Annotated in this window: 12 protein-coding genes and 1 pseudogene; 2 read left to right on the forward strand and 11 right to left on the reverse strand. The window is 66.4% G+C overall.

Annotated elements, in window-relative coordinates:
- Positions 1-453 precede the first annotated feature (453 nt).
- From CXQ97_RS20295 to CXQ97_RS08275, 11 genes and pseudogenes are all read right to left on the reverse strand, one after another.
- Complete coding sequence (locus CXQ97_RS20295) at positions 454-576, reverse strand: hypothetical protein (protein ID WP_258062430.1); 123 nt, start codon at positions 574-576, stop codon at positions 454-456.
- A gap of 80 nt (positions 577-656) precedes the next feature.
- Positions 657-761, reverse strand: a pseudogene (locus tag CXQ97_RS20545) (hypothetical protein); the annotation flags it as partial.
- Positions 762-815: 54 nt separating this feature from the next.
- Positions 816-1,883, reverse strand: a complete 1,068-nt coding sequence (locus tag CXQ97_RS08235; RefSeq protein WP_104180388.1) for a Gfo/Idh/MocA family protein — start codon at positions 1,881-1,883, stop codon at positions 816-818.
- Positions 1,884-1,989: 106 nt separating this feature from the next.
- Positions 1,990-3,009 (reverse strand): LacI family DNA-binding transcriptional regulator, encoded by a 1,020-nt coding sequence (locus CXQ97_RS08240; RefSeq protein ID WP_104180389.1) that lies wholly within the window; start codon positions 3,007-3,009, stop codon positions 1,990-1,992.
- A gap of 42 nt (positions 3,010-3,051) precedes the next feature.
- On the reverse strand, positions 3,052-4,509 hold the full coding sequence (locus CXQ97_RS08245; protein WP_104180390.1) for a GH1 family beta-glucosidase: 1,458 nt from the start codon (positions 4,507-4,509) through the stop codon (positions 3,052-3,054).
- On the reverse strand, positions 4,509-5,411 hold the full coding sequence (locus CXQ97_RS08250) for a carbohydrate ABC transporter permease (protein ID WP_104180391.1): 903 nt from the start codon (positions 5,409-5,411) through the stop codon (positions 4,509-4,511). Before CXQ97_RS08250 ends, CXQ97_RS08245 begins: the two co-directional genes overlap by 1 nt.
- Entirely contained in the window at positions 5,408-6,541 is a 1,134-nt protein-coding gene (locus CXQ97_RS08255; protein WP_104180392.1) for a carbohydrate ABC transporter permease, read from the reverse strand. Before CXQ97_RS08255 ends, CXQ97_RS08250 begins: the two co-directional genes overlap by 4 nt.
- 59 nt (positions 6,542-6,600) lie before the next feature.
- The gene (locus CXQ97_RS08260) at positions 6,601-7,920 is read right to left on the reverse strand and encodes an ABC transporter substrate-binding protein (RefSeq protein ID WP_104180393.1); all 1,320 of its coding nucleotides are present in this window, start codon (positions 7,918-7,920) and stop codon (positions 6,601-6,603) included.
- A 347-nt stretch (positions 7,921-8,267) separates the two neighbouring features.
- Positions 8,268-9,035, reverse strand: a complete 768-nt coding sequence (locus CXQ97_RS08265) for an SCO1664 family protein (protein WP_104180394.1) — start codon at positions 9,033-9,035, stop codon at positions 8,268-8,270.
- Positions 9,035-9,586 (reverse strand): DUF3090 domain-containing protein, encoded by a 552-nt coding sequence (locus tag CXQ97_RS08270; protein WP_104180395.1) that lies wholly within the window; start codon positions 9,584-9,586, stop codon positions 9,035-9,037. Before CXQ97_RS08270 ends, CXQ97_RS08265 begins: the two co-directional genes overlap by 1 nt.
- An 18-nt stretch (positions 9,587-9,604) precedes the next feature.
- Positions 9,605-10,303 carry a histidine phosphatase family protein gene (locus CXQ97_RS08275; RefSeq protein WP_104180396.1) on the reverse strand — a complete coding sequence of 233 codons (699 nt, stop codon included), beginning with the start codon at positions 10,301-10,303 and terminating at the stop codon, positions 9,605-9,607.
- A gap of 303 nt (positions 10,304-10,606) precedes the next feature.
- On the opposite strand from CXQ97_RS08275, the gene CXQ97_RS08280 reads away from it, so the two are divergent.
- Together CXQ97_RS08280 and CXQ97_RS08285 are read left to right on the forward strand one after the other, a co-directional pair.
- A complete protein-coding gene (locus CXQ97_RS08280) occupies positions 10,607-11,689 on the forward strand; it encodes a TerC family protein (protein WP_104180397.1) in 1,083 nt (360 codons plus the stop codon).
- 138 nt (positions 11,690-11,827) lie between these two features.
- On the forward strand, positions 11,828-12,658 hold the full coding sequence (locus CXQ97_RS08285; RefSeq protein ID WP_104180398.1) for an oxidoreductase: 831 nt from the start codon (positions 11,828-11,830) through the stop codon (positions 12,656-12,658).
- Positions 12,659-12,738: the final 80 nt, after the last annotated feature.

Below are 12,738 nucleotides of genomic sequence, written 5' to 3' on the forward strand. Positions count from 1 at the left end.
GACTGCCCGTAAGGCGGTTGTCCTCCGTACCTGCTGGGACCTCGAAGGTTGGTTAGCCCCGTCATACCGGGGGAGGGACGTTTACCCGGGACGATGAAAATGGGTGTACGGGTCCACAAGTGAAACGCCAGCTTCGATCCGCCGCTCTTCAGCCGTGTCTCCTAAAACTACAGTTTTCTAAGACACACGGGTTGCACCTTCGGAGCCAGAAAATATCCACGGAATCTCGGGGCACGCTCTGTCTCGGAAAGCCGTCTCGCTATAGAGTGTCTCAGTTTTCGTGTCGTAGGGACCTTTTGAGGCGCACTGGCGACTGAGGCATCTCGGATACACCCCACAACACTGATTTGCGCCACGATGCTGCAGTCAACGGAGGAGTTCAGGCGCGGACCCCCAGCGCACTGCCACGCAGTAGCACTCTGGTAGCGGCTCGCGTCGTCAATGTAAGTTGACCTAACGATAGCGATCGGGTGCGTCTTGGATCGGGGTGAAGATGCGGGCGAGTTCAATCAGGATCCGGGTGCCGAAACCGGTGGCGCCTTTCGATCGCCAGACGTCGTCGGTGTCCGTCTGCATGGTGCAGGCAATGTCCAGGTGAGCCCAGGGGTATTGCGCACGAAATCGGCGAGGAAGAGTGCGGCGGTGGTTGCCCTCGCGTACTTCCCGCCGAGGTTGGAGATGTCCGCGATGCCTGAGTCCAGTTGCTTGTGGTACTGGCGGGAATGAGCCCGAACTGGCGGTAGCAGACCCCAGGTATGCAGAGGCGCGGGACCCGCGAAGGACCCCGCGCCTCTCGCTGCAACCGCGCGGCTCGACTAGGAGAGCACCGGAACCGGTTCCGGATCACTGGCATAGCGCAGGCTCATCTGAGCGCGCGCCTCATCGAGCAGCTCCATCATGGCGACGGATTCCGCCGTCGTCATATACGGGCTCTCGGTCAGCTCGGCCTGCAGGCATCGCGTGACTTCGCGCAGTTCGTAGCTGAATCCGTTACCGAAGACCTCGAAACGCTCCGTTCTCAGGGTGCCCCGGCGGGGCTGGATGATGAGCTCGTCGGGGTTGAAGAGCGGAGCCGAGGACCGCAGCCAGCCCTCCGTGCCTCCCACCGTGACGACGCTCGGGCATTGGGCGCCGATGGATGTGATGAGCTGTGCATGCGAACCGTCGTCATAGGTGAGGGTGAGGGCGTTCTGCAGGTCGATGCCTTCGGTCGTCAGGGCACCGGTGGCCAGAATGCTGCGAGGCTCGCCGAGGGCTCCGAGTGCCCAGGTCAGCGGGTACACCGCGAGATCCAGAAGCGCACCGCCGCCGGCGGCCGGGTCCCACGTCCGTGATGCGGGGTCGAAGACGGGGGCGAACCCGAGGTCGGCCTGAAGCCACCGGGGCCGTCCGATCTCGCCCGACCTCAGGATCTTGACCGCCCGCCGAAAGCTCGGCAGGAATCGTGTCCAGACCGCTTCCATGAGGAAGAGCCCTCTGCTTCGGGCAAGGTCGGCGAGTTCACGAGCCTGTGTTGCATCCATGGTGATGGGTTTCTCGCACAGGACGTGCTTTCCTGCGGTGAGTGCTGCCAGGGCGATGGTGTGGTGCTGTGCGTGGGGAGTGGCGATGTAGACGACGTCGACGGCAGGGTCGGCGAGGAGGCGTTCGTAGCCGAGGGTCTCACCGGTGTCCGAATAGGCCCTCGAGAACCCGAACGTGAGGGCGAAGGCGCGGGCGGAGGCTTCGGTGCGGGAGCTGACGGCATGAAGGACGGCGTCCTCGAGAAGTGCGAGGTCCTGCACCACGCGTGCGGCGATGGACCCGGTGGCGATGACACCCCACCGGATGGGATGGCCGGTCGCAAGGGAAGGGGCGATGGTGCTGACAGGAGCAGGAAGCATCGGAATGCCTTTCATGAGCACGGTGAAGGAAGAGAAGCGGGCGCGGGGCGCCGAGGAACGCCACGCGTGATGCGCAGGACGGGTCGGGAGAGACGTCCGAGAAGGGCTAGACGGAGTCGCGGATGACGAGCGAGGTGGGCATCCTGGTCACGCGTTCTGTGGGCTTGCCCTCGATGAGGTTGACCAGGGTTTCCGCCATTTTCTTGCCGAGTTCGACGATCGGGTGGTGCACCGTGGTCAAGGCGGGGGTCACGGAGGTCGCGAAGGAATCGTCGTCGAAGCCGACGACGGCAATGTCCTCCGGGATGCGCAGGCCCCTGCTCTGGATCACGGTGTAGGCGCCTGCCGCCATCTGATCGTTGCCTGCGAAGACGGCGTCGACGGGCACGCCGCGGTCCAGCAGTCGCTGCATTGCTCGGGCACCGGAGGCGAGGGTGAAGTCGCCGACCTCCACGAGGCTGTCCCCGAGACCGGCCTCCCGCACTGCTGTCCGCCAGCCGGCGAGCCGGTCCAGGCCCGGTGGCATGTCCTGCGGGCCGGCAACTGTCGCCACGTGCTTCCGGCCGCTGTCGGTCAGTTGCCGTGTGGCGTTATAGGCCGCCTGTTCGTTGTCGACTTCCACGTAGTAACTCTCCATGCCCCCGATCAGCGGCCGTCCGGCGAACACCATGGGGAGCAGACCGGACAGATGCGTCCAGGAGTGGTCCCCACTGTGGTGGGATACCACCAGGACCCCGTCGACGTTGCCACCCAGCAGGAAGCTGCGGGTTTTCTCCGGCTTCGACTCCGAGGAGATGACCATGTTCAGCGTGTAGTCCGTGTCGGCCAGGTACAGGGCGATGCCCTGCACCACTGACGCGAAGAAGGGATCCGCGAAAACCTTCGACGTCGACTCGGGGACGATCAGTGTGACGGCGTTGGCTCGGCGCTTTGCAAGTGAGCGCGCCGCCCGGTTCGGGGTGTAGTCGAGGGCCAGGATCGCTTTCTTCACGGACTGCGCCAGCTCCGGATCCACACTCGGGCTGTCATTGACGACACGGGACACGGTCGCCCGCGAGACCCCGGCCAGGGCTGCCACCATTTCAAGGGTGGCTACCGGCCGGGCCCCCGCTGCGTCCTGCACCATCATCATCTCCGGAACGTCGAAAAGTATGCCGTGAGGGTTACTTTAGGCGTTCGCGGGCGCGAGGTCGGTGCGCTTCGCCGCGGCGATCACCCGCGCGTACGCCAGGCCGCTGTCCTTCACGGTCCGCTCGAAGGTGTCGTAGTCCACCCGGATCACCCCGAAACGCTTCCCGTAACCCCAGGACCACTCGAAGTTGTCGAGCAGCGACCAGACGAAGTAGCCGCGCACGTCGGCGCCCTGGTCGAGTGCTTCCCCGACGGCTGTGATGTGATCCAGGACGAACCGGGTCCGCTCGGCGTCGTGGACTGCTCCGTCGGGGCTTACGACGTCGTCGTATGCCGCGCCGTTCTCCGTGATGTACAGCGGCGGGAGGGTCGGGTATTCCTCGCCGAGGCGTACGAGAAGCTTCCGTAGCCCGTCAGGATTGACCTCCCAGTTCATGGCGGTGCGTGGCAGGCCACGGCTCGGGAAGGAGATGTCCTCCGAACCGATCCAGCAGGATGACGTCGGCCGTGTCGCCCCGCCCGAGTGGCCGTCTCCGTGCTCTGTGGTCGGGTGACCGCTGATGAGGTCGTCGTGGTAGTGGTTGACGCCGAGAAAGTCGATCGGTGCGCCGATGATGTCCAGGTCGCCGGGTTGGATGACGTCCCGGATCCCGAACTGCTCGAGGTCGTCGAGGGTGTCCTCCGGGTAGGCGCCCCGGAGGATCGGGTCGAGGAAGATCCTGTTCTGCAGGGAGTCGAAGCGACGTGCGGCGTCGAGGTCGACCGGGTCCGACGGATCCCGCGGGATGGAGTTGCTGAGGTTCAGCGTGATCCCCAGTTCCTGCGCCCCCCGCCCGCGTAGTTCGTTGACGACCAGGCCGTGGGCGAGGTGCTGGTGGTGGATTGCTGCGACGGCGGCGCGCGGCTCCTGCCGGCCGGGTGCGTGCACGCCGGCGGCATAGCCGAGCAGTGAGGAGCAGAACGGTTCGTTGAACGTGGTCCAGTGCTGCACGCGGTCGCCGAGCGCGGAGTAGACGTCGTTCGCGTAGTCGACGAAACGGTAGGCGGTGTCGCGGTTCGCCCAGCCGCCCTTCTCCTCGAGTGCCTGCGGCAGGTCCCAGTGGTAGAGGGTCAACCAGGGCAGGATCCCCGCACCGAGCAGCTCGTCGACGAGGCGGGAGTAGAAGTCCAGGCCCTCACTGTTCGATGCCCGGTCACCCGGTCGGACGCGGGCCCAGCTGGTCGAGAACCGGTAGGAACCGAGGCCCAGCTCCTTCATGATCGCGACGTCCTCGGGCATGCGGTGGTAGTGCTGCACCGCGTCCTCGAGGGTTTCGTCGTTGGCGACGGCGCCGGGAATCCGGGCGAAGGCATCCCAGACGGAGTCCTCCTTGCCGCCCTCATGGCTGGCGCCCTCGACCTGCGCTGCGGCCGTGGCCGAGCCCCAGAGGAAGCCCTCGGGCCAGGTCCTCGAGGTGGGAGGGGTGGACCGGTGGTGTGTCGCGTCGAGTGGCATTAGCCCTTCACTGCTCCTTGCATGATTCCGGATATGAGTTGACGGCCCGCCACGACGAACAGCACCAGCAGCGGGAGGGTTGCGATGACGGCACCGGCGAGGACGATCGAGTAGTCCACGTAGCGGGCCGACTGCAGCTGGCTGAGCGCCGTCTGCAGGGTGGGGTTGCCGGCGTCGAGCACCAGCAGGGGCCAGAGGAAGTCCGTCCAGGCCGTCATGAAGGTGAACAGGCCCAGGATCGCCATTGCCGGCCTGGCCGCGGGGAGTGCCACGTGCCAGAACGTGGAGATCATGGAGGCGCCGTCCATGCGGGCGGATTCGATGAGCTCGTCGGGGATGACATCCACGAGGTACTGGCGCATGAAGAAGACTCCGAATGCCGTGACGAGCGTGGGGATGACGACGGCGCCGATCTCGCCGGTCCAGCCCAGCGTGCGCATGAGCATGAACAGCGGGATGATGCCGAGCTGGGTCGGGATGGCCATGGTGGCGACGACGGCGACCATGAGGCCGTTCCGGCCGCGGAAGCGGAGCTTCGCGAAGGAATAACCGGCCAGCGTGGAGAAGCCGACGACCGACACCGTGATGATCCCCGAGATCAGCACACTGTTGCCGAGCGCGAGCCAGAACGGGATGGTGTCGAAGACCTCGCCGACGTTGGTCCAGAAGTTTCCTCCCGGGAACAGCGGAGGCCAGGTCTGACCGAGTGCCTCGTTGGACCGGCTGCCGATGATCACGGACCACCAGAGCGGGTACGCCGAAGCCAGGAAGAAGGCGAACAGCAGCCCGTAGGTGAGGAACCCGGGGCGGCGTCCGTTGCCGAACAGGCCCCGGTGCAGGGCGCGTGCTCGGCCGCCCGGCGTGCTCGCTTCCGTGCGCGGCCTGGTGTCGACGGCGGTCATCGCGCTCTCCTCGGGTTCGTCCTTGCAGGGGTGCCGGCCGATCCGGCGGATTCGGGTGCCGGGTCGGCAGCGGGTGCCGGCGGCTGCGGTCCGACGGCGGGGAGCACGACGGCGGGAGCTGCGGATTCCCCGCGGCGGCGTCTTCTGGCACCGCTGCCTGGGCCACGTCCGTCGCCGGTGGTGGCGATCCTCCGTGAGATCAGGTAGTTCACGATGCCGAACAGGATGATGATGAGGAACAGGAGCCACGCGATGGTGGCCGCCTTGCCGAAGTTCGACCGCTGGAAGGCCATGTCCCAGAGGTAGAGCACGGTGGTCTGGAACTGGCGTCCGGTTCCGCCTGCCGTCCGCGGATCGAAGAGGCGGGGCTCGGTGAAGATCTGCAGCCCGCCGATGGTGGCGGTGATCACCACGAAGATCATGGTGGGCCGGATGCTCGGCAGCGTGATGCTGAAGAAGCGGCGGAAGGCTCCGGCACCGTCGATCGCAGCGGACTCGTAGATGTCGCGGGGCACCGCCTGCATGGCTGCCAGCAGGATCAGGGCGTTGTAGCCGGTCCAGCGCCAGTTCACCATGGTGGCGATCGCGATGTGGCTGGGCAGCGTCTCGTTCGTCCACAGGATCCGCTCGATCCCGAAGCTCGCCAGGATGTTGTTGATCAGCCCGTACTGCTCGCCGAACATGTTCGCGAAGATCAGGGCGACGGCGACGGGCGTCACGATGTAGGGGAGCAGGATGCTCATGCGCCAGAACGTCTTGCCCCGGAGGTTCTGGTCCAGCACGGCCGCGATGGCGGTAGCGACGATCAGCTGCGGGATGGTCGAGAGCAGGAAGATGCTCATCGTGTTGAACAGCGAGTTCCAGAAGAAGCGGTCCTGGAGGACTTCCTGGAAGTTCCGCAGGCCCACGAACTCGCCCTGTCCCTTGAGCAGGTGCCAGTCGAAGAGCGAGACGAAGAAGGTATAGCCGAGCGGGAACAGGCCCACCAGGGCGAAGAGGATGAAGAACGGGGCGATGTACAGGTAGGGCGAGCCCTTCATGTCGAGGACGTTCAGTCGCTGACGGAAGGTGAGGGTCGGTTTCGCAGGGGCAGGACTGCTGGCTGCCGGGCGGTTCAGTGTCGTGGTCATGAGGGTTCCAGACTCCATGGGGGCCTCCGGAGGTGCCGGAGGCCCCGCGGCCGGTGCTGCTAGTTGTTCACGACGAGGTCGTTGAGAAGCGTGATGGCTTCGTTCCAGGCCTCATCGGCCGTACCCGTGCCGTTGTCCAGGATCTTCAGCGCGGGCGCGAAGACGTTCTCCTGGATCACGGAGTCGTCCGGGCCCTTGAACTGGGCCACGACGCCTTCGGCACGCGATGCGAAGATCTCACCGTACGGAGCGTCGTTGAAGAGCTCGTTCGGTACGGCTGCTTCGACGATCTCCGCCTGGGCGTCCAGCGTGCTGGGGAAGTTGTTCGCGGCTGCGGACTGCTTGACCATCTGTTCGGGGTCCGTCAGCCATGCGGCGAGCTTCGCGGCCTCGGCGGGGTGTTCGGAACTCTCGGGAACGGAGAGGAAGGCTCCTCCCCAGTTGGAGCTACCACCGGGGAAGACATCGGCGACGTCCCACCCGCTCTCGGCGCCGCCGCCGGCGGATTCCAGCTGTTCCTTGATGGTCCCGAGCATCCAGGCCGGGCAGACGTGGACGGCGAAGGACCCATCGACGAACGCCTTGCCCTTGCCCCAGTCGAACTGCTTCTGGTTGGCGGACAGGCCGTCGGCGGTGCCCGCGGCGAGGAGGTCGAACTGGGCGCGCATGGCCTCGTTGCCCTCGATGTTCAGCTCGCCGTCGGCGGTGTAGTAGCCCTCGTCCATCTGGTTGACCATCGAGTTCCAGACGAAAGCGGACTGGTCGTACCAGGCCTTGCCGGTGGTCTCGTTGTACTGGCGGCCCAGGTCGAAGTAGGTCTCCCACGTGGCATTGTCGCCGCCGAAGAGTTCGGCGACTTCCTCGCGGTCGGTGGGTAGGCCCGCGGCCTCGAAGAGCTCCTGGTTGAAGCACAGGGCCTGTGGTCCGATGTCGGTACCGTAACCGATGACGCGACCGTCGGGGTCGGTGCCCTGCTCGAACTTCCAGTCGACCCAGTTGTCCTTGATGTCCGCTGCGCCGTGATCGTTGAGGTCCACGAACTGGTCGGACACCTCCATGATCTGGCCGAGCCAGCCCTCCTCGACGGCGACGACGTCACTCAGGCCGGAACCGGCCGCGAGCTTGGTGAACGCATCGACGCGGGCGTTGGCGCTTCCATCGATGTTCGTCGCCTCGATGGTCACGCCCGGGTTCTGCTCCTCGTACTCGGCGTACAGATCGTCGTAGCCGAACTGTCCGAACGTGGTGACGGTCAGATTGACGGGATTGTCGGCACTGGCCGGCTCGTCGTTCCCTCCTCCGCTGCAGCCCGAGGCCACGATGGCCAGGGATGCGACACCGGCGAGGGCGGTGATTTTCCTGAGTCGCGAGAATTCCACGATCACTCCTTTGTGTGTGTTCGAGCGATCGACACCTGCTGCGTGAGAGCGCTCTCTGGGATGTCGCATCACTGTATGTGCTGCAGGTCACAAAGGTCAAGAGAGCGCTCTCTCACAGAGATCAATGCAGCCGATCGCTGCAAGCATCGGCCGGAGCGTCGGGTCAGGGAAGGCGGACGTGATGCCGGCGGCGTACGCCGAGGCTGAGTACTTCGTCGGACCCGCCAGCATTTCTTCGGGGGCGCACGGTCGGACAGGTCCACGCCTCCGAACGTGCGCTTCGAAGCGTGACGCGCCGGTTCAGGGCACGCCCGTGACCTGCTGACCGGGACCGTATGCGCAGCGGCCTAGAACAACGGCCAGGGCACCGCCGGCATCTCACCTCGGGGGCCCGGAAACCGCCCGGTCGCGCGCAGAGCGGCACAGCGTGCGGCGAGCGAAGAGACTTCCTCGGCAGTGAGCAACTCCGCCAGGTTCCGGCCCAGCTCGCCCTTCAGCCCTTCCCGGACACGGTCGACGCCGTCGATCTCCTCGGCTGTCAGCGTTTCCCCGATCCACCCCCACAGCACCGTGCGCAGCTTGTGATCGCTGTGGAAGGTGAGCCCGTGGTCCACGCCGTGCCGGTGTCCGTCCGCCATCTCGAGGATGTGGTCGCCCTTGCGGTCGGCGTTGTTGACGACGACGTCGAACACCGCCAGGCGCCTCAGCGCGGGTGTGTCCTCGTGGATGAGAGCGACGATCCGCCCTTCTTCGTCCTGCCCGTCGAGGACGTGCTTCCAGCCTGTCGCCGGCACCTCGTCCGCCGGCATCAGATCCACCGCGTCCTGGTCGGGGTCCGTCTGCTGCCAGAGCTGCACCATGCCCCCGCCGAACGGACCATCGCGCAGCCAGGTACGCGGCACGACGTTCCAGCCCAGGACTTCCGAGACCAGGTAGGCGGCCACCTCCCGGTGGGCCAGAAAGCCGTCGGGGAAATCCCACAGCGGCTTCTCGCCCCGGATCGGCTTGTACACGACCGCCGCGTCGCCGATGCTGCCCAGGAAGGTGGCGTTGGACGCCGTGGTGATGCGGCCGGTGAGCGTCAGTTCCGCGGTCACCAGGTCTGGCCCCGGCATCAGACCTCGGGCAGCGTGCAGGTGTGCCCGTCGGCGTCGATCGGGTAGCCGCAGAGCGAGCACGTGGGGCGCCCGGCGCCCACGACCTCGAGGGTGCGCTTGGCGAACGCGCGGGCGGTGCCGACCGGCATGCGGACGAGCAGCATCTCGGACGCCCCGGCGTCCTCGTCGAGAAGCGGTTCCTCGGTGTCGTCCTCGATCTCGATGAGCGGGTAGGCCTCGATGACGACCTGCGCCGTCGTCGGGTCCCACCCCAGGCTCATCGTGCCGGTACGGAACTGCTCCTCGACGGCCTCCAGCTCCTCGTTGTCGACGAGTTCGACCGGAGTGCTCGTGGGGATGCTGAAGGGGTTGCCCTCGAGGGTGCCGAGTTCGTCGAGGATCTCGTCGATCTTCTCTGCGAGCTGGGCCGACTGCTGCTTCTCGAGCGCGATACTCACGATCTGCTTCCCCGTGCGCACCTGCAGGTAGAACGTGCGCTCCCCTGGTACCCCGATGGTGCCGACGACGACCCGATCAGGCCAGGCGAATTCGTGAACAGTTGTAGGCATAGGCCCATTTTAGGCTCATCAAGCCGGCGGGGCCGTGTGCCCCGCACCACCACCCACCGGCGCATCCCCGGAAGGGGCGCTGCTCGACAACCACGACAGATCGCCCGCGTCGGTGTTCGTCGCGAAGACGCTCGGTCGGCTCGCGCCGTAGCGCACGATCGACACCGAGGCAGGTCCCACGTTGATGCGCTGGAACAGGTCGAGGTGCATGCCGAGCGCATCGGCGAGGATCGACTTGATGATGTCACCGTGACTCACCGCCACCCACACGGCCCCTGGCCCGTGCTCGGCTTCGAACGCTGCATCATGGCGTCGGATCGCTGCCACGGACCGGGCCTGCATCGCGGCCATGGATTCGCCGCCGGGGAACGTGACGGCGGACGGTTGCGATTGCACCACCGGCCACAGGGCCTCGGTCGCGAGTTCGGTGAGCATGCGGCCCTGCCACTGCCCGTAGTCGCACTCGGTGAGGGCAGGATCGAGCGGCGCATACGGGGCGCCGGCCTGGCGGTCGAGGATGAACTGGGCGGTCTGCTGACAGCGCTCGAGGGGGCTCGACACCACACCGACGAGCGGCACGGCCACGAGCCGCTCCCCGGTGCGGGCTGCCTGGTCGCACCCGACCTCGTCGAGGCTGACGCCGGCGGTCCGACCCGCCAGCAGCCCGGTGGCATTCGCTGTGGTGCGGCCGTGCCGCACGAGGATTACTGTCGCCATCCGCCCAGCCTAACCATCTGCCCGACGGTCATGTGCGCTCACCGGAGAAGCGGCCGGGGACAGATGCGGGGTCGACGGGGTCGCCCAGCGCCCGACTCGATCGAATCGGGCGGTTCCTGGGGAAAAGAGGCGACCGCAGATCTCGATGCGTTAGCATAGACGTATCAAGGGGAGTACTCCCGTCTGTGATCGGCCCGTCAATACGGATGCACTGAAGCATCCCGGGCCCGTCGGTCCCGGTTCCATCCGGGCGGAGGAGACCTTGGCGCCTATGTCCGACGCCTACCCCTTGGAGCACCCCTCATGCAGGTCACACCCCTGATCTGGTTGATCACGATCGCCGTGACGATCCTCTTCTTCGTCTACGAGTTCTTCGCGCACGTGCGCAAACCCCACGAACCGACCATCGCCGAATCGGCCCGCTGGTCCGCGTTCTACATCGGCCTGGCTCTGCTGTTCGGCGTCGGCATCGGCGTCACGTCGGGCTGGACCTTCGGCGGTGAGTACTTCGCCGGCTACCTCACCGAGAAGGCGCTGTCGATCGACAACCTGTTCGTCTTCCTCATCGTGATGACAGGCTTCGCGGTCCCGAAGAAGTACCAGCAGAAGGTGCTGATGGTCGGCATCATCATCGCCCTGATCCTCCGCGGCGGGTTCATCGCCGTCGGGGCGAGCCTGATCGAGAACTTCTCCTGGATCTTCTACATCTTCGGCGCCCTGCTGCTCGTCCTGGCCTACCGGCAGGCCTTCGCCAGCCACGACTCCAACCCGGCCAACGGCAAGTTCATGCAGCTCGTCCGCCGCGTCCTGCCGGTCACCGATGAATACCATGAGGACAAGCTCACCGTGAAGAAGGGTGGCAAGCGCTTCGTCACGCCGATGCTGCTCACCATCATCGCGATCGGCTTCGTGGACCTCATCTTCGCCGTCGACTCCATCCCCGCGATCTACGGTCTGACCAACGAGGCGTACATCGTCTTCACCGCGAACGCCTTCGCACTGATGGGCCTGCGCCAGCTGTTCTTCCTCATCGGCGGACTGCTCGAACGCCTGGTCTACCTCGCGCAGGGACTCGCCGTCATCCTCGCCTTCATCGGCGTGAAGCTCGTCTTCCATGCCCTGCACGTCAACGAGCTGTCCTTCATCAACGGCGGGGAACCGCTCCTCTGGGTGCCCGAGATCCCCATCTGGTTCTCGCTGCTGTTCATCGCCGCCACCGTCGCCGTCGCCACCGTGGCGAGCCTGCTCAAGACCCGGGGCGACGGCGGCAGGAACGACCGCGACGAGGTGCAGGGCGAACAGGTGGTCAGCGCGGTCAGCGACGACAGGGAGACGGATTCCCAGGCCGACGACGACGCCAGCACCACAGCGGGAGCGCAGAAGTAACCACCGCACGAACGACGCACCACCGGTCCCCGCGAAACGGGGGCCGGTGGTGCGTCATCGCGGACCGCGCGAAAAGCCGGCACATGACGTTGACTGGTTGTGTGGCCGGTAGAGCGCCGGCGCTATGAAGGAGACATCATGACCACCTGGCTGATCACCGGCTGCTCCACAGGACTCGGACGCGCCCTCGCCGAGGCCGCCCTCCAGCGCGGTGACAACGTGGTGGCCACGGCCCGTGATGCCTCGAAGGTGGAGGACCTCACGGCGGCGTACCCTGACACGGCGCTCGCCCTTCCCCTCGATGTGACCGACGCCGACCAGGTACGGACGGCCGTGGAGAGCGGCACCGAGACGTTCGGCGGGATCGACGTACTGGTCAACAACGCAGGCTACGGGTACCGCGCCGCCGTCGAGGAGGGCGACGACGACGACGTGCGCACCCTGTTCAACACGCACTTCTTCGGCACCGTGGACCTGATCAAAGCGGTCCTGCCCCAGATGCGTGCCCGGCGCGCCGGCACCATCGTGAACCTGTCCTCGATCGGCGCACGGATCACCCCGGCCGGTTCCGGCTACTACGCGGCCGTGAAGTCCGCGGTCGAAGGGCTCACCGGATCACTGCGCAAGGAGCTGGAACCCCTGGGCATCACGGCGATGGTCGTCGAGCCCGGCGGATTCAGGACCGACTTCTCCGGCCGGTCCCTCCAGCAGTCCGCGGACACCATCGACGACTACGCCGCTACCGCGGGCAGGCGTCGGAAGGAGAACGACACCAGCCACGGCACGCAACCCGGGGACCCTGCCAAGGCGGCAGCAGCGCTCATCGCCGCCGTGGTCGCCCCGGACGCCCCCGAGGTGCTGATCCTCGGAGCCGACGCGATCAGCGCCCACGCCGACGTCCTCCAGGCGCAGCTCGCCTCGCTCGAGGCCTGGCGGCACGTCAGCGAGAGCACCGGGGTCGACGAGTAGCCCACTGCGGAGGGGCCTCCCAGCGAGACGACCCTCCAGCGGCGACGAGTCACCCCACCCCAGCACCCCGGTCGACCGGC

This window comes from Arthrobacter sp. B0490 (assembly GCF_002929355.1).
Lineage (GTDB): Bacteria > Actinomycetota > Actinomycetes > Actinomycetales > Micrococcaceae > Arthrobacter_D.

Bases quoted from the DNA above. Each gene is read 5' to 3' on its own strand.
- CXQ97_RS08250 (WP_104180391.1), bottom strand. From the start codon at position 5,411: ATGACCGCCGTCGACACCAGGCCGCGCACGGAAGCGAGCACGCCGGGC.
- CXQ97_RS08235 (WP_104180388.1), bottom strand. From the start codon at position 1,883: ATGCTTCCTGCTCCTGTCAGCACCATCGCCCCTTCCCTTGCGACCGGC.
- CXQ97_RS08285 (WP_104180398.1), top strand. From the start codon at position 11,828: ATGACCACCTGGCTGATCACCGGCTGCTCCACAGGACTCGGACGCGCC.
- CXQ97_RS08265 (WP_104180394.1), bottom strand. From the start codon at position 9,035: ATGCCGGGGCCAGACCTGGTGACCGCGGAACTGACGCTCACCGGCCGC.
- CXQ97_RS08280 (WP_104180397.1), top strand. From the start codon at position 10,607: ATGCAGGTCACACCCCTGATCTGGTTGATCACGATCGCCGTGACGATC.
- CXQ97_RS08270 (WP_104180395.1), bottom strand. From the start codon at position 9,586: ATGCCTACAACTGTTCACGAATTCGCCTGGCCTGATCGGGTCGTCGTC.
- CXQ97_RS20295 (WP_258062430.1), bottom strand. From the start codon at position 576: ATGCAGACGGACACCGACGACGTCTGGCGATCGAAAGGCGCCACCGGT.
- CXQ97_RS08240 (WP_104180389.1), bottom strand. From the start codon at position 3,009: ATGGTGCAGGACGCAGCGGGGGCCCGGCCGGTAGCCACCCTTGAAATG.
- CXQ97_RS08275 (WP_104180396.1), bottom strand. From the start codon at position 10,303: ATGGCGACAGTAATCCTCGTGCGGCACGGCCGCACCACAGCGAATGCC.
- CXQ97_RS08245 (WP_104180390.1), bottom strand. From the start codon at position 4,509: ATGCCACTCGACGCGACACACCACCGGTCCACCCCTCCCACCTCGAGG.
- CXQ97_RS08255 (WP_104180392.1), bottom strand. From the start codon at position 6,541: ATGACCACGACACTGAACCGCCCGGCAGCCAGCAGTCCTGCCCCTGCG.